Raw genomic sequence first — 16495 nt, 5'->3', positions numbered from 1 at the left:
AAAGGTTCAGGATGGGTGTCAAATGGCGGAACTATTTGATCAGACAGTGTTTCTGAAGTTTCTGGCCGCCGTGCTTGCAATCTTCAATCCGCTTTACAACATCCCGATTTTTCTGAGCATGACGAAAAACTGCACCGCGGCAGAACGGCGGCATGTTGCGGTTGTTGTCATGATCTCGGTTACGGTTATTGCGCTGACCGCTGTCGTGATCGGGGAAGAGGTGCTTGGGGTTTTTGGCATTGATGTGCCGGCTTTCCGGATTGCCGGAGGGATCATCATCTTCGGAATCGGGATGTCGATGTTGAAGGCCGAGGACCGGCCGCCGGGCGATCAGGCCGCGATGGATGACGGGCACGAGCGGAAACTGAATTTTGCCGTCGTACCGCTGGCGATACCTTTGACCATCGGGCCGGGCACGATTGCCATCACGATTGTTTTTTCGCACCAACTTTCGAACGGCGCCGAACTCGTGACGCTGGGTTCGGCGATCCTGATTGCCTGCGCGATCGTGGGGCTGGGATTGTTGTTCGCAGATCAGATCTCGCGCCTGTTGGGTGAGACAATGATCAACGTCCTGACCCGGATCATGGCCATCCTGCTGGTCGCTGTCGCGGTCGAGATGGTTCTGACTGGCACGTTCCATGCAATTGACGCGCATTACCCGGGATTGGCCAAAGAAGGCGGATAGTTGGATTGCTGCGGCAAACTGCTTTGCAAACAGGGTTGTCGAAAGCCATTTGGCGCGCTATCCCCCGCGCAACGAAATGGGCCTCGGATTGCGGCCCGCAGGTGGAGTTGCCAAAATGAAAGCACGGGTTCATGTGATGCTCAAGAACGGGGTGCTGGACCCGCAGGGCGAAGCGGTTCGGCACGCATTGGGCGCAATGGGCTTTGATCAGGTCGAAGGTGTGCGTCAGGGCAAGGTGATCGACCTTGAACTGGCCGACGGCGCGACCGAAGCAGATGTGACCGAGATGTGCGAAAAGCTTTTGGCCAACACTGTTATCGAACGCTACGAGATCGAACTGGTCTGATGGAATGCGGGCCGCGCGTCTGATCACCTACCGTCAGCCGCTTGAGGTAACGACGATCCCGGATCCCGCACCGGCGGAAGACGGCGTGGTCGTGCGGGTGCTGGCCTGCGGCGTGTGCCGGTCTGACTGGCACGCGTGGTCTGGTTCGGACCCGGACGTCATCCTGCCCATGACGCCAGGGCACGAGTATTGCGGCGAGGTGGTTTCCGTCGGCGCGCGCGTCACCCGGTGGCGTGTCGGGGATCGGGTGATTGCGCCTTTCATTCTGGCCTGTGGCCGGTGTCCGGATTGTGCGCAGGGTCATCAGACGATCTGCGCGGATCAGGTTGTGCCGGGGTTCACCTGTGACGGCGCTTTTGCGGAATATGTCGCGGTGGCCCATGCTGACGCGAACCTGACATCCTTACCGGACAGCATCGCGCCGGACATCGCGGCCGCTTTGGGATGCCGCGTGACGACGTCGTGGCAGGCATTGGTCGGTCGGGCACAGGTTCAGGGTGGTGATTGGATTGCCGTCTTCGGCGGCGGCGGTGTCGGAATATCCACTTTGCTGCTGGGCAAGGCGCTTGGCGCACGTGTGGTAATTGTCGACATCACGGATGACAAACTGAACTATGCCAAGGCTCTGGGCGCTGACGCGGTGGTCAATGCGGCAACCTGCGATGCGCCCCAGGCGGTGAAGGATATCACCGGTGGCGGTGCCCATGTCGCGATCGAGGCGCTTGGCGTCGAAGCTACGACCGTTTCCGCGATGCGTTCCCTGCGCAAAATGGGGCGCATGGTGCAGATCGGGATGCCTGCCGGAGATCACACCCAGATGGCGTTGCCGATGGATGTGCTTTACTCTGGCCAGCTTTCCGTCTTTGGCACACGCGGAATGCCAAGCTGGCGCTATCCGTCTTTGTTGTCGCTGATCGCGGGCGGTGGAATTGACCTGAGCCCGTTGGTCACGCGAAAAATATCTCTCAACCAGGTGAGCGCCGAGCTTGCCGCCTTTGACCATCCAACTCCTCCGGGCGTTGCGGTCGTCACCGATTTTGTCTCGTAGGAGGGCCCGCCATGCGCGCAGCCGTAATCGTTTTCCCCGGATCAAACTGTGACCGAGACCTCGCGGTCGCCTTTGAGCAGGCCGGTTTTCAGGTCGACATGGTCTGGCACAAAGATGCAGCGCTGCCGGACGGTATTGATATCGTGGGCGTTCCGGGCGGGTTTTCTTACGGTGACTATCTGCGGTGCGGTGCAATCGCTGCGCAGTCGCCGATCTGCAAGGCCGTGGTCAACCACACCGAACGCGGCGGCTATGCGGTCGGGATCTGCAACGGATTTCAGGTTCTGACGGAAACAGGTATCCTGCCGGGGGCGCTGCTGCGCAATGCCGGGCTGAAATACATCTGCAAGACTGTGGGCCTGAAAGTTGAAACCAGCGACAGCGTCTTTACCGGTGGCTATAACGCAGGCGACGTGATCGGTATTCCGATTGCGCATCACGACGGCAACTATTTCGCGGATGACGCAACGCTGGCAGTGTTGAGAGATCAGGACAGGATCGCATTCACCTATACCGAGAACCCCAACGGCTCGGTCGGTGATATCGCGGGGATCCTTTCCGAAAACCGTCGTGTTCTGGGTATGATGCCGCATCCCGAGCGCGCGGCCGATCAAGGGCATGGCGGCACCGACGGGGCGGCGCTGTTCCGCGCATTGTCAGGTGTGTTTGAAGCGGCGTGACTTGAGGTCACGCGCGCCCGCGCGTAACGTCTGATCATGAACTCGGACGTGCGATCAGGCTGGTCAAAGCTGCTGAAACCCTTTCGCGGCGCCCCGTTGGGGTGGCGGCTGCGGCTGGCTGTTATTGTATTGATGGTGGCAACAATCGCAACGGTTTGGATCACCAACCGCTTGTTGACCGACAGGTTCACCGAATCCACCCGCAACCGGGCCGAGCTGCGCCTTGCGCTGTATTCCGGCAATTTGCTGAGCGAACTGCGCCGCAACTCGATCGTGCCCCAGTTGCTGGCGCGGGACCCGACACTGATTTCGGCGCTGCAATCCAGGGACTATTCGTTGTCGACGCAGCGTTTGATTTCGTTCGTGGAGGAAATCGGTGCGGCGTCGTTGATGCTGTTGGATGGTGACGGGCGAACGGTTGCGGCGACGGATCGGAACAGACTGGGCGAGGCGCACAGGAATATTCCGTATTTTGTGGACGCGATCCGGTCAAATGCGACGATCTTTTCCGTTATTCCCAAGGAATCCGGCGGATACAGCTTTGTCTATTCGCGCCGGCTTGAAAACAGCGCGGAAATACTGGGCGTGATCGTTGTCGAAGTTGATCTGCAAAAGTTTGAACAGGCATGGGCCGGTATTTCGGATGCGGTGATGGTCACTGACAGTACCGGAACCATCATTCTGTCCACCGAACCGCGCTGGCGGGGTCTGGATGAGGGGGCGGCCCTGCTGCGTCAACCGCCGCAAGGGGCGATCCAGCGGGCCATTCGGGCGACGACCGATTGGACCGCTTTGCCACCTGACGCCTACCTGCAAGGCGAGGCCGTGATGCGTCTGGAAACGCGAATCCCGTTCCGCGGCTGGCAAATGACTTCATTCACGACCTATGCCTCGATCCGCGAGAAAGTGAACAGCGTTCTGGCGCTCGAGATCATGGGCTTTGCGATTCTTCTGGCGCTGGCGTTCTACGCGCTGAGCCGACGCGCGACGCTGCGCATGACCCTGTTTCAGCGCGAGTCGGCAGAGCTTCGCGCATTGAACGCCAGGCTACAGCGGGAAATCGCTGAACGCGAACGGGTTGAAAAGACGTTGGATTTGGCGGAACAGACCCTTGCCCAAAGCTCGAAACTTGCAGCTCTGGGTGAGATGTCAGCGGCGGTCAGTCACGAGCTGAATCAACCTCTGGCTGCAATGAAAACCTATCTGGCCGGCGCCCGTCTGCTGTTGCGTCGAAACCGGCCGGAAGAGGCATTGGCCAGCTTTGGCCGGATCGATGGCCTGATCGAGCGGATGGGCGCGATTACGCGGCAGCTCAAATCATACGCGCGCAAGGGGGCTGATGCGTTTTCACCTGTAAATCTTGGCGAAGCGCTGGCCTCGGCCTTGTCGATGATGGAGCCGCAGTTGCGTCAGCGCCATGTGAAGATCACCCAGATCCTGCCGGAAGAACCGGTGGTGGTGATGGGGGACCGGATGCGGATCGAGCAAGTGATGGTCAACCTCTTGCGCAATGCGCTGGACGCCACCAAATCAGTGGCAGAGCCGGATGTGGAAATCATCCTGGCGGCGGGTGACACGGCTGTCCTGACGGTACGCGACAACGGGCATGGGATCGAGGATATCGAGAACCTGTTCGAGCCGTTCTATACCACCAAACAGCCCGGAGACGGGGTGGGCCTGGGGCTTGCCATCTCGTCGGGGATCGTGAACGACCATGGGGGACGGCTGACTGCGCGCAACGGCCAATACGGTGGCGCGGTGTTTGAAATGCAGTTGCCAGCACTGGGAAGCGACGGCCTTGAGGCCGCGGAATAACGAGGAATCACTATGGCACAGGCCATGAAAATCGCCATTGTGGATGACGAACAGGACATGCGCCAATCGATCAGCCAATGGCTTGCTTTGTCCGGATATGACACGGAAACCTTTGCCAGCGCCGAGGACGCGCTCAAGGTTCTGGGGCCGGATTATCCGGGAATCGTGATCTCGGACATCAAGATGCCGGGAATGGACGGCATTCAGCTTCTGAAAAAGTTGATGGGGGCCGACAGCACCTTGCCGGTGATCATGATCACCGGGCACGGCGACGTGCCGATGGCGGTTGAAGCGATGCGCGTTGGCGCGTTCGACTTCCTTGAAAAACCGTTCAACCCCGACAAGATGTCCGAACTGGCCAAACGCGCCAGCAATGCGCGCCGTCTGACTCTGGACAACCGTGCCCTGCGGCGCGAGCTGTCCGGCGGCACCCAGATCATGAACAAGCTGATCGGTGCCAGCCCGGTCATGGAGCGGCTGCGTGAGGATATTCTGGATCTCGGCCAGGCTGACGGCCATGTGTTGATCGACGGTGAAACCGGTACCGGGAAAACGCTTGTGGCTCACGCGCTTCATGCCGTTGGCAGCCGTGCCGGCAAGAAGTTTGTTCTGGTGTCCTGCGCCGCGCTTGAAGAAGACGCACTGGCCAAGCGCCTGTTTGGCCCCATGATGCCCGAAGATGCGCAACTGCCCGCCATCGAAGAGGCGCGTGGCGGCACGCTGGTTCTGGAAGATGTGGAAGCGTTGAGCGATACGTTGCAGGCCAAGCTGCTGAGCGTGATGAACGAGCAGGGCACACCTGCGGAGACCCGGATCGTTGCCATCTCGAACCTGCAGGAGGCGGGCAAGACGTCGGAAGACGTGCTGCGCCCGGACCTGTTCTATCGCCTGGCCGCGCTGCGCATCACTATGCCGCCGTTGCGGCAGCGGGGCGAAGATATCCTGACCCTGTTTACCCGTCTCAGTGAGCAGTTTGCCGAAGAATACGGTTGCGATGCCCCCCAGGTGAGCGCGCAGGAAGCTGCGCAATTGTTGCAGGCGCCATGGCCCGGCAATGTGCGTCAGTTGATCAATATTGCCGAACGGGCGGTGCTGCAATCGCGCCGTGGCTCGGGCACCATCGCGTCTCTGTTGATGTCCGATCACGAAGAGATGCAGCCGGTGATGACCACCGAGGGCAAGCCGCTGAAGGAATATGTCGAAGCGTTTGAACGAATGCTGATTGATAATACGATGCGCAGGCACAAAGGCTCTATCGCGTCAGTCATGGACGAGCTTTGCCTTCCTCGCCGGACGCTGAACGAGAAGATGGCCAAATACGGCCTTCAGCGTTCGGACTATCTGTAAGCGATGCGATTTGGGGGCTCTGCTCCCGTCGCATATGGCGCCTCCCCCGGGATATTTTTGGCCAGATGAAGGGGGCGGCGACGCTGGTTTGGGCACGGAATGAAGTTTGCCCATTGTCTTTTCCACAGGGTTGCTTTTATTGTGTCGGAACGGGCCGGGCGATTTTGACGCCTGCAAGTCCCGAATCTTTGAGTTTCGCTGCTGATCCGTTGGTGAGGGTCAAGACCTCGCGGTTCAGCAGACCGATTATGCCCCTCAAGGGGCAGTGGAGTACCTGAGCCCGGGATCACTGGGCGAAAGGAATAAATGGGCAGGCTGCGTTCAGACGCGTCTGTCGGAGAAGAACCGCGATGACGCGCGCGCAACGATTGAGAGAACGGGCAGGGGGCCACAGCGCCAGACCCTGCCGCGCGCCGTCTGATATCGCCCTGACAAGACACCTCCCCAAAAGCGCCTGTCCGCCTGGACAGGTCAGGACAACGCGTTTGGCGCGGTGCACCAAGGACAAATGGCTAAGAAAATGCTTATCGATGCCACCCACGCGGAGGAAACCCGCGTCGTGGTGGTTGACGGAAACAAGGTCGAGGAGTTCGATTTTGAATCCGAAAACAAACGCCAGCTTGCCGGCAACATCTATCTTGCAAAAGTAACGCGGGTTGAGCCGTCGCTTCAGGCGGCCTTTGTGGATTATGGCGGGAACCGGCATGGCTTCCTGGCATTCTCTGAAATTCATCCGGATTATTACCAGATCCCCGTCGCCGACCGTGAGGCGTTGATGGAGGAAGAGCGCGCCTACGCCGAGGCCATGAAGGCGCGTGATGAGGCTGAAGAGACCAAACCCAAGAAGCGGCGGACCCGGTCTCGCGCGAAGGCCGCTGACGTGAAATCGGATGATCCGGTTGAAACGATGGAGGTTTCGACCGAACCAACCGGCATGGAAACCATCGATCTGGACGAGGGTGAAGAAGCAGGCGTTGAGGTTCCGGAAGGAACGTCGCCGATGGAAGTCGTCGCTGAAACTCCGGTAGAGGAGCCGGTTGACGATGACGCGCCGGCCACTGAAGAAGCAACCGAAACCGCATCGGATGAGGCAGCACTAGACGACGTTGCCGAGGAAGCCACTGAACAGGCTGTCGAGGTGTCGGACGACGACGCGGAGGATCAGGCCGAAGAGCCAGTGGAAGCCGTTGAAGACATTCAATCGGAAGGGCATGAAGCCCAATCCGAGCCGGAGCAAGCAGAAGAACCTGTTGAAGCTGCGGATGATGAACAAGACCCTGATGAGGACGTTGACGAAACCAAAAGCACAGACGCTGCATCAAAAGACGCATCGATTGAATCGGTTGCTGATGATGATGACAGCGAAGACATTCGTCCGCCGCGCAAACCGCGCCCGCGTCGTTACAAGATTCAGGAAGTCATCAAAGTACGTCAGGTCCTTCTGGTGCAGGTTGTCAAGGAAGAGCGCGGAAACAAGGGTGCTGCGCTGACGACCTATCTTTCGCTGGCAGGACGGTATTGCGTTCTGATGCCCAATACCGCACGTGGTGGTGGCATCAGCCGCAAGATTACCAACGCGGCGGACAGGAAAAAGCTGAAAGAGATCGCAACGGATATCGATGTTCCGACCGGGGCGGGTTTGATCATTCGAACCGCCGGAGCCAAGCGAACCAAATCCGAGATCAAGCGCGACTATGAATACCTCCAGCGCTTGTGGGAGCAGATCCGGGCGCTGACACTGGAATCCATCGCGCCGGCAAAAATCTATGAAGAAGGTGATCTGATCAAACGGTCGATCCGTGATCTTTATAACCGTGATATCGACGAGGTCTTGGTCGAAGGCGAGGGCGGGTACCGCATCGCCAAGGACTTCATGAAGATGATCATGCCGTCGCACGCCAAGAACGTGAGACGGTACGAAGATGCGCTGCCTCTGTTCGCGCGCTATCAGGTGGAAAGCTATCTGGCCGGGATGTTCAATCCTACCGTACAGCTGAAATCCGGTGGCTATATCGTGATCGGCGTGACGGAAGCACTGGTGGCGATCGACGTGAACTCGGGCCGGGCCACCAAGGAAGGTTCGATCGAGGAAACCGCACTCAAGACCAACCTCGAGGCCGCTGAAGAGGTTGCGCGTCAGCTGCGCCTGCGCGATCTCGCCGGTCTGATCGTCATCGACTTCATCGACATGGACGAGCGCAAGAACAACTCGGCTGTCGAAAAGCGTTTGAAAGACAAACTGAAAACGGACCGCGCCCGCATCCAGGTTGGTCGTATTTCGGGTTTTGGTCTGCTGGAGATGAGCCGTCAGCGTCTGCGCCCCGGCATGATCGAGGCAACGACACAGCCGTGCCCGGCCTGTCACGGCACCGGTCTGATCCGCTCGGACGACAACATGGCCTTGTCGATCCTGCGTCAGATCGAAGAAGAAGGTACCCGCCGCCGTTCGCGCGAAGTCCTGGTGCGCTGCCCTGTCAGCATCGCCAACTTCCTGATGAACCAGAAGCGAGAGCATATTGCGCAGATCGAGGCGCGTTATGGGCTTTCGGTGAGGATCGAAGGGGATATCCATCTGGTCAGCCCGGACTTCTCGATGGAGAAGTTCAAGACGGCCAGCCGGATTGTTCCCGAGGCCACGGCGCCTGTTGTTTCTGTCGATGCGTCGCTGATGGATCTTGTCGATTCATCGGACGCGGAAGAGGCCGAAGAGGAAATCGCTCAGACCGAAGAAGAGACAAAGCCCAAGCGCAAGCGCCGTCGTCGTCGTCGCAAGAAAGGTTCGGGCAATGGCGATGCGCCGGAGCAGGCTGCGGAAGAGGGTGAAGCGCCAGCACAAGAAGACGCAGAGAGCGATACGCCTGACGTCGAAAGTGCTGAGCCGGCTGAAGCTGAGGCTTCGGAGGAAGAAAAACCGGCAAAGCCCAAGCGCAAACGCGCCCCGCGCCGTCGCAAGAAAGATGCGGTTGCCGAAGAAGTTGCGGATCAGCCTGAAGAGCCATCCGCCACGACGGCCGACGCTGCAACGGAAGAGCCGGCAACCGAGGAAACCGGCGAGAGCATCGCGGGCGAAAGCGCAGAGGTCGTGGCAGAGCCGGTTGAGGAGGCCGCTGAACCAGCCGAAGCCCAGGCTGACGCTCCTCCGTCGGAAGAGCAACCTGCAAACGGTGTGGATGCGGCACAAGCGGTTGAAGAAGCGGATGAGGCGGAAAAGCAATCTGCGGAAGCCTTAGAAGCCGCTGACGTTGCAGAAACCAAAGATCCTGCCGAAGCCGGGCCAGCGGAAGCAACGCCCGAGCCGGTGCTTGAAAGCGTGGCGGAAGAGCCTGAACCCGTACCCGCCAAGCCCAAACGACGCGGTTGGTGGTCGCTGGGAAGTTAATGAAAAAGGCGGGCTGATCGGCCCGCCTTTTTTTGACTTGCAACGAAGGTCAGCTGGATTTTTGGATCAGATAGATCTGATGTGCGCCGTCAGTGTCCTGCGAAAGCAGTGTATGCCCGGCCTCGGCACAAAAATGCGGAACATCCACGATGGCCGCAGGATCATCGGCCAGCACCCGCAGAACGGCACCCTCCGGCATGGATTTCAGTCGTTTGCGGGCTTTCAGGACGGGCAAGGGGCACAACAGGCCCAAAGCGTCCAGGGTATCTGTAATCTCTGACATGATTTTCGGGATAGGGCGCAGTTGTAATATTGTCCAGATTCCGAGCACGAGGATGTGACTGTTTGGCCCCGTGACGGATCGCTCTTCATCACATATGTGCAGAAACATGTTCGGAATCGAAATCATAGACGCGGGACTGCTGCCCGCCATGTTCGTAGCGCTGCTGGGTGGCCTGATCAGCTTTCTGTCGCCTTGCGTATTGCCAATCGTACCGCCTTATCTGGCGTATATGAGCGGCGTTACCATACATGAGATGCAGGACGAGGCCCGCGCGCGGCGCAAGGCGACCATGTCGGCGCTGTTCTTTGTCATGGGCCTGTCGACCGTGTTTCTGCTGCTTGGCTTTACCGCATCGGCCTTTGGCGCGTTTGTGCTGCAAAACCAGGTGCTGTTCGCCAAGTTGTCCGGTGCCGTTGTCATCGTCTTTGGCCTTCACTTTCTAAATGTCTTCCGGATTCCTTTTCTGGATCGCGAAGCACGGATTGAAACCGGTGATTCCGGTGGGTCGGTCTTTGGCGCTTACATCCTTGGCCTGGCTTTTGCATTCGGTTGGACCCCGTGCATTGGGCCTCAACTGGGTGCGATCCTGTCACTGGCGGCGAACGAAGCGTCTGTCGCGCGTGGCACGTTTCTGCTGGGGGTTTACGCTGCGGGTTTGGGTATTCCGTTTTTGTTGGCAGCCATGTTCCTGAATCGCTCCATGACCGTGATGAACCGGATCAAACCGTATATGGGCACGATCGAAAAGATCATGGGTGGATTGTTGCTGTTTGTGGGCATTATGCTGATAACCGGGCTTTTCACCCGTTTCAGCTGGTGGTTGCTGGAAACTTTTCCGGCGCTGGCAAATTTCGGGTGATCAACTGACCCTCTTACCTTGGCTTCAAGCCTGCGTTAACCTGCGCATCAGAAGGTAAGGGCATGAGCAGTCACACAAATCAGCCGCAGGTGCGCAGACGTCGGGTGTTCTATATACCCGGCTATGATCCGATGCCGCCCCGGCGATATCGCGAGCTGTATCGCAGTGAATCGCAGAAGCAGGCCCGGATCTCGGGGTACGAGATCGCCATATCCCAAAAGACAACGGAGGGACGTTTCGGCTGGCGGGTGACCTCGGAACAAGATGGCCTGACTGTTGAAACGGAATTCGAGGTTCTGGTGTGGTCCGACATCGTGCGCGACAGCATGTCGGTCTCGATCTCGGCGACCTATTGGCAATTGGCCCGCACGGCGTGGATCTACATATCAACCGGTACGTTGTGGCGTCTGATGCGATTGCGCAAGGGCCCGGTGATCGCTGCGTTGTATCCAGTGGCGATGTTGGTGTCTCAGCTGCTGATCGCGCTTGCGTTGGCATGGGCGTGCATAGCCATGGCTGGTTGGTGGGGGGTATTCCCCGGAGCGGCCATCGCCGTCGCGTTACTGCTGTGGTTTCGCAAGGTCGATAACCGGCTGTTTGCGTATTACCTGATGCATGATTACGCCTATTCAGCGCAGTTGAGCGGGCAAATGCCGGTCGAGCTGCGGGAAAGGTTGTCTTCGTTTCGTGAAGCGATCCAAGACGCGTTGAATTCCGATGTGGATGAGGTGCTGGTCGTTGGCCACAGCTCGGGGGCGCATCTGGGGGTGTCTGTTCTGGCCGAACTGGTCCGAAAAACGAAAGTGCACGAGCAAGGCGCGGTGCTGTCGTTTCTAAGTCTGGGACAGGTGGTTCCCATGGTCTCGTTTCTGCCCCAGGCACACGATTTGCGGTCCGATCTGCATTTCCTGTCCACGCGGTCCGAGCTCAGCTGGATCGATGTCTCGGCCCCCGGTGATGGCTGCGCCTTTGCGCTTTGCGATCCGGTTGCGGTCACGGGGGTGGCCGATGCTGATAAACGCTGGCCGCTGGTCCTGTCGGCGGCTTTTTCGCAAACCTTGTCTCCGGAACGCTGGAAAGCTTTGCGATGGCGTTTTTTTCGCCTTCATTTTCAGTATCTTTGCGCCTTCGACAAGCCGGAAAGCTATGATTATTTCCGGATAACGGCTGGCCCGTTGACGCTGGGGCAAAGGTTTGCGGATCGTGAGGCTTCTCGCAGCCGTATCGAGACGCCTGTCTCCAAGTTCACCTCGGTACAGCCATGACCATGACCCCGCCCAAGCCAGACCCGCGCCCCGAGAAGGTTTCGTTGCTGCGCTATGTGAAACTGTTCAGGCAAGACCTGCTGTCGGCGCAGCCAGCCCGGCTGTATCGCGCGTGGATGGCAGAATTCAAAACTCCGTTCTTCCGGTCGTTCCTGATCAATCAACCGGATCTGGTTCAAACCGTCCTCAAGAAACGGCCTGACGATTTTCCCAAATCCGGCAGGATCAGCGAAGGCCTGCGCCCGTTGCTTGGCAATTCGGTATTTCTGACCAATGGCGAGACCTGGAAACGACAGCGGCGGATTATCGATCCCGCGTTCGAAGGGGGGCGTCTGAAGGATACATTCCCGGCCATGCTGGCCGCTGCCGAGGCGTGTGTGGAACGGCTGCGGCCTCATGTCGGAGGGGAACTCGAATTCGAAGAACAGACAAGCCATGCAGCGGCGGACGTGATATTTCGCACCCTGTTTTCCGTTCCTATCGACAACGCTATCGCCAGCCAAGTGTTCGAAAAGTTCCGGGCCTATCAACGCGCGCAACCTTTGCTGAATCTGGCAGCTTTTGTTCCCTTGCCAAAGTGGCTGCCCCGGCTTCATTCCGGGGCGACCAAACAGAACGCGCGGGATATCAGGGCGCTGATTGCCGAACTGACCAGAACACGCGCAAAGGCCATTAAGGACGGAACGGCACCTGACGATCTTGCGACCAAGATCATGACGACGGCTGATCCCGAAACCGGGCAGTTCTTCGACCCCGAGGAAATGGTTGATCAGGTGGCGATCTTTTTTCTTGCCGGGCATGAAACCAGTGCGTCAGCCTTGGCCTGGACGCTGTACCTGATGGCGCTTTATCCGGAATGGCAGCAGAAGGTTGCAGAGGAGGCCGCTGTTCTGGATGATCCTTCATTTGCCTCTGTTTCAAAACTCCGGATCAGCCGGGATGTGTTTCGCGAAGCGCTGCGCCTTTATCCTCCGGTGCCCATGATGGTCCGCGAGACCACGTGCCTCGAACGGTTCCGTAACCGGGATGTACCGGTTGGCGCGCAGATCGTGATCAGCCCGTGGCATTTGCACCGTCAGGCGCGTTTGTGGGACGATCCGGACGGTTTTGAACCCAACCGTTGGGTCACGGAAAACGGCAAGCGGTGTCAGCGCGACGCTTACATCCCGTTCTCAGCAGGCCCCCGAGTGTGCACTGGGGCCGGGTTTGCAATGGTCGAAGGGCCGCTGATCCTGTCGATGCTCTTGCGCCGCTACAGGTTCGAAACAATCCCGGGAAAAACACCTGTTCCGGTCGCTCACCTGACGGTTCGATCCAAAGATGGCATATGGTTACGCCTGTTTGAGCGCTAACAACCTACCATCGGTTCACGCCCTGTTGTATGCGGGGAAGAACATCGGAATCATCATTGAACGGGAAAACAACATGTCCAAAGCAGAACAGCGCGCGCAGATGATCAACGGCACGGGCTTTATCGCGGCACTGGATCAAAGCGGCGGATCAACCCCGAAAGCGCTTGCGTTGTATGGCGTCGAGGCATCCGACTACAGCTCGGAGGAAGAGATGTTCGGTGAAATCCAGAAGATGCGTGCCCGCATCATTCTGGCCGACGATTTCACAAAGGACAAAGTGATTGGCGCAATCCTGTTCGAACGTACCCTGGGCGAAGAGATCGAAGGCCGCAAGGTTGCCGATTACCTTTGGTCGGTCAAAGGTATCGTTCCTTTCCTGAAGATCGACAAAGGCCTGGAAGACCAGGCAAATGGCGTTCAGATGATGAAACCGATCCCCGGTCTGGCCGAGACCCTGGCCAAGGCCGATGGTGTGTTCGGCACCAAGGAACGCTCGGTCATTCACGAAGCGAATGCCGATGGCATCGCGGCGGTGGTTGCCCAACAGTTCGACGTCGCCCGCGAAGTCACCGATGCCGGTATGGTTCCGATCGTGGAGCCCGAAGTGAACATCCATTCGGCAACCAAGGCCGAGGCGGAAGACATCCTGAAGGCTGAAATCCTCAAGAACCTCGATCAACTGGCCGAGGGTCAGGAAGTGATGCTGAAGCTTACGATCCCGACAAAGGCAAACCTGTATGACGCGCTGGCTGACCACCCGCGGGTCTTGCGCGTTGTGGCCCTGTCGGGCGGTTATTCGACGGAAGAAGCCTGTGATCTGTTGGGCCGGAATGGCAAGATGATTGCATCCTTCTCGCGGGCCTTGACCGAAGGCCTGTCGAAGCAGCAGTCAGATGCCGAATTCAACGCGGCGCTGGGTGGCAACATCGACAAGATTTACAAAGCCTCGGTCTAACCTTTCAGACAGGTTTGACGAAAGAGCGGCGCAACTGTGCCGCTTTTTTTCTGCCGATGCAGGTCTCGGCGTGATCATTGACCAGCCCCATGGCCTGCATGAACGCAAACACGGTTGTAGGGCCAACGAACTTCCATCCCCGTTTCTTGAGATCTTTCGACATGGCCACCGACTCGGGCGATGTGGACGCCGTTTGCGGAGGCGGAGGCGTTTCAGCCTCGTAACGCCAGACATAGGCCGCCAGAGATCCTTCGGCCGCCACAAGGTCCTGCGCGCAACGCGCATTGTTGATCACCGCTTCAATCTTGCCGCGATGACGGATGATCCCGGAATCCTGTAGTAGGCGTTCTACATCTGCATCAGAAAACGTGGCCATCCTGTTGAAATCAAACCCGTAAAACGCCTTCCTAAAATTTTCGCGCTTGTTCAGGATCGTTCGCCAGCTAAGGCCTGACTGAAAGCTTTCGAGGCACAGTTTTTCAAACAGCCGTTGGTCGTCGCCGACAGGGTAACCCCATTCATTGTCGTGATATTCAAAGAATTCGAGCGCGGCCTGACACCATGCGCATCTTTGCTGCCCATCCGGCCCGGTAATGGTGTCGCTCATGGTTGTACCCTTTTTGTTCCCGCTCACGTTACACTTCGAGGCGAGGGCGTGACAAGTCTCAATCAGGGTTGCGGAACCAGTTCAGCACAAAGACGCGTATGGCCGATGCAAGACCCGTTTCCGGGTCGCGGGCCACATCTATTTCGGCCGCCAAGACATTGATTGGCTTGCCTTGTTCCTGAGCGATCTCGCGAAAAGCACGCCAGAATTCATCCTCGAGTGATACCGAGGTTCGGTGTCCTTGCAGGGTCAAAGAGCGTTTGACAGGACGGCCGCTCATTCGTCCAGCTCATGATCGTCGAGGTCGCGCTTTTGTTTTTTCTGTTGAAGCTTCACGACTTCTTTTTCAGCTTTTGTACGCCCAAACGCGACGGCGTTCCGGTCAGCGCGGGCCTTTCTTTCGGTCCGCGCTTTTTCTTTTCGATACCGGTTCAGATTGACCGGCTTGCCCATCAGTCTCTTGGGCCGATCATCTGTTCGGGACGGACGACGGCATCAAAGGTCGCTTCGTCCACAAAGCCCAGCGCGATGGCTTCTTCCTTGAGCGTGGTACCGTTCTTGTGGGCGGTTTTCGCAACGGTGGTCGCATTGTCATAACCGATGGTAGGGGCAAGCGCCGTGACCAGCATCAGCGATTCCTTCATCAGCTTGTCGATGCGCGGCTCGTTCGCTTTGATGCCCATCAGCATCCGCTCGGTAAAGCTGTCGGTGGCATCCCCCAACAGCTGGATCGATTGCAGCAGGTTGTAGGACATCATCGGATTGTAGACGTTCAATTCGAAATGCCCTTGCGACCCGGCAAAATTCATCGCTGCATTGTTGCCCATCACATGCGCGGCGACCTGCGTCAGCGCTTCGGCCTGCGTCGGGTTTACCTTGCCGGGCATGATCGACGAGCCGGGCTCATTTTCCGGCAGGATCAGTTCACCCAGGCCGGAACGAGGCCCGGAGCCCAGGAAACGAATGTCGTTTGCGATCTTGTAGCAGCTGCCGGCAATCGTCGCCAAAGCGCCCGAAAGGAAGACCATAGCATCATGGGCGGCCAGCGCTTCGAACTTGTTCGGCGCCGTCACGAAGGGCAGGTCGGTGATTTGGGCCATATGGCCTGCGACGGCTTTGTCCCAGCCGCGCTGGGTGTTCAGGCCGGTGCCAACGGCCGTTCCGCCCTGGGCCAGTTCATAAATCCCCGGCATCGCCGCATGTACGCGTGCGATTCCCTGACGAATCTGGTGGGCATAGCCACTGAACTCCTGACCCAAGGTCAGCGGTGTCGCGTCCTGTGTATGGGTTCGGCCGATCTTGATGATGTCCTTGAACTCCTCGGCCTTCTGCTCGAGCCCGGACGCCAGTTTTTCAAGGCCGGGAAGCAGCACGTCGCGTACGCTCATCGCTGTTGCGATATGCATGGCGGTTGGGAAAGTATCGTTCGACGATTGCCCCATGTTGCAGTGGTCATTCGGGTGTACCGGGTCTTTGGATCCGATCTTGCCGCCCAGAATCTCGATGGCTCGGTTGGCGATGACCTCGTTCGCATTCATGTTCGACTGGGTGCCGGAACCCGTCTGCCACACGACCAACGGAAAGTTGTCGTCGAACTTGCCCTCGATCACCTCGCCTGCGGCCTGGATGATCGCATCTGCTATCTTTGCGTCCAGCTTGCCCGTTGCCTTGTTTTCCATGGCGCAGGCTTTCTTGATTACGCCCAGCGCGCGCACGATGGCGACCGGCTGTTTTTCCCAGCCGATGGGAAAATTCATGATCGAGCGCTGCGTTTGGGCGCCCCAATACTTGTCGGCAGGAACCTCGAGCGGGCCAAAGCTGTCGGATTCTGTGCGGGTTTGAGACATCGGTCACTCCGTCTGGTATGCAGT

Annotated in this window: 16 protein-coding genes; 11 read left to right on the top strand and 5 right to left on the bottom strand. The window is 58.4% G+C overall.

What is annotated here, in order from left to right:
* Nucleotides 1-22: 22 nt before the first annotated feature.
* From GOW31_RS04930 to GOW31_RS04900, 7 genes are all read left to right on the top strand, one after another.
* Nucleotides 23-688, top strand: a complete 666-nt coding sequence (locus tag GOW31_RS04930; protein WP_171168282.1) for a MarC family protein — start codon at nt 23-25, stop codon at nt 686-688.
* 115 nt (nt 689-803) lie between these two features.
* Complete coding sequence (gene purS / locus GOW31_RS04925) at nt 804-1034, top strand: phosphoribosylformylglycinamidine synthase subunit PurS (protein WP_117872765.1); 231 nt, start codon at nt 804-806, stop codon at nt 1032-1034.
* A gap of 4 nt (nt 1035-1038) precedes the next feature.
* The gene (locus tag GOW31_RS04920; protein ID WP_171168280.1) at nt 1039-2082 is read left to right on the top strand and encodes a zinc-dependent alcohol dehydrogenase family protein; all 1044 of its coding nucleotides are present in this window, start codon (nt 1039-1041) and stop codon (nt 2080-2082) included.
* A gap of 11 nt (nt 2083-2093) precedes the next feature.
* On the top strand, nt 2094-2762 hold the full coding sequence (gene purQ, locus GOW31_RS04915; RefSeq protein WP_171168278.1) for a phosphoribosylformylglycinamidine synthase subunit PurQ: 669 nt from the start codon (nt 2094-2096) through the stop codon (nt 2760-2762).
* 132 nt (nt 2763-2894) lie between these two features.
* Nucleotides 2895-4577, top strand: a complete 1683-nt coding sequence (locus GOW31_RS04910) for an ATP-binding protein (protein ID WP_371807735.1) — start codon at nt 2895-2897, stop codon at nt 4575-4577.
* Between the two features lie 12 nt (nt 4578-4589).
* The gene (locus GOW31_RS04905) at nt 4590-5924 is read left to right on the top strand and encodes a sigma-54 dependent transcriptional regulator (protein WP_171168276.1); all 1335 of its coding nucleotides are present in this window, start codon (nt 4590-4592) and stop codon (nt 5922-5924) included.
* A gap of 508 nt (nt 5925-6432) precedes the next feature.
* Nucleotides 6433-9303, top strand: coding sequence for a ribonuclease E/G (locus GOW31_RS04900; RefSeq protein ID WP_171168274.1), 2871 nt, complete (start codon nt 6433-6435; stop codon nt 9301-9303).
* A 49-nt stretch (nt 9304-9352) separates the two neighbouring features.
* Here GOW31_RS04900 and GOW31_RS04895 read toward each other — a convergent pair whose 3' ends face one another.
* Nucleotides 9353-9586 carry a sulfurtransferase TusA family protein gene (locus GOW31_RS04895; protein WP_152457900.1) on the bottom strand — a complete coding sequence of 78 codons (234 nt, stop codon included), beginning with the start codon at nt 9584-9586 and terminating at the stop codon, nt 9353-9355.
* 106 nt (nt 9587-9692) lie between these two features.
* On the opposite strand from GOW31_RS04895, the gene GOW31_RS04890 reads away from it, so the two are divergent.
* The 4 genes from GOW31_RS04890 (at nt 9693) to GOW31_RS04875 (ending at nt 14017) form a co-directional block, all read left to right on the top strand.
* Nucleotides 9693-10445 carry a cytochrome c biogenesis CcdA family protein gene (locus tag GOW31_RS04890; RefSeq protein WP_152457901.1) on the top strand — a complete coding sequence of 251 codons (753 nt, stop codon included), beginning with the start codon at nt 9693-9695 and terminating at the stop codon, nt 10443-10445.
* Between the two features lie 62 nt (nt 10446-10507).
* On the top strand, nt 10508-11710 hold the full coding sequence (locus tag GOW31_RS04885; protein ID WP_171168272.1) for a hypothetical protein: 1203 nt from the start codon (nt 10508-10510) through the stop codon (nt 11708-11710).
* A 2-nt stretch (nt 11711-11712) separates the two neighbouring features.
* A complete protein-coding gene (locus tag GOW31_RS04880; RefSeq protein ID WP_171168685.1) occupies nt 11713-13062 on the top strand; it encodes a cytochrome P450 in 1350 nt (449 codons plus the stop codon).
* A 73-nt stretch (nt 13063-13135) separates the two neighbouring features.
* Nucleotides 13136-14017: a fructose bisphosphate aldolase gene (locus GOW31_RS04875; RefSeq protein ID WP_171168270.1), complete on the top strand. Its 882-nt coding sequence runs from the start codon at nt 13136-13138 to the stop codon at nt 14015-14017.
* Nucleotides 14018-14021: 4 nt separating this feature from the next.
* Here GOW31_RS04875 and GOW31_RS04870 read toward each other — a convergent pair whose 3' ends face one another.
* The 4 genes from GOW31_RS04870 to fumC are packed head-to-tail and all read right to left on the bottom strand — an operon-like array spanning nt 14022 to nt 16471.
* Nucleotides 14022-14624 (bottom strand): DNA-3-methyladenine glycosylase I, encoded by a 603-nt coding sequence (locus tag GOW31_RS04870; RefSeq protein WP_171168268.1) that lies wholly within the window; start codon nt 14622-14624, stop codon nt 14022-14024.
* 58 nt (nt 14625-14682) lie between these two features.
* A complete protein-coding gene (locus tag GOW31_RS04865) occupies nt 14683-14904 on the bottom strand; it encodes a ribbon-helix-helix domain-containing protein (RefSeq protein WP_171116045.1) in 222 nt (73 codons plus the stop codon).
* Nucleotides 14901-15077 (bottom strand): DUF4169 family protein, encoded by a 177-nt coding sequence (locus GOW31_RS04860; protein ID WP_171116043.1) that lies wholly within the window; start codon nt 15075-15077, stop codon nt 14901-14903. The genes GOW31_RS04865 and GOW31_RS04860 overlap by 4 nt, the downstream gene beginning before the upstream one ends.
* Complete coding sequence (gene fumC / locus GOW31_RS04855; RefSeq protein ID WP_171168266.1) at nt 15077-16471, bottom strand: class II fumarate hydratase; 1395 nt, start codon at nt 16469-16471, stop codon at nt 15077-15079. The genes GOW31_RS04860 and fumC overlap by 1 nt, the downstream gene beginning before the upstream one ends.
* Between the last annotated feature and the right edge of the window lie 24 nt (nt 16472-16495).

Origin of the sequence: Ruegeria sp. HKCCA0370 (genome assembly GCF_013033705.1) — a bacterium.
Classification (GTDB): domain Bacteria; phylum Pseudomonadota; class Alphaproteobacteria; order Rhodobacterales; family Rhodobacteraceae; genus Ruegeria.
The sequence above is the reverse complement of the archived record's forward strand: the minus strand, read 5'-3'. Positions and strand labels throughout refer to the sequence as shown.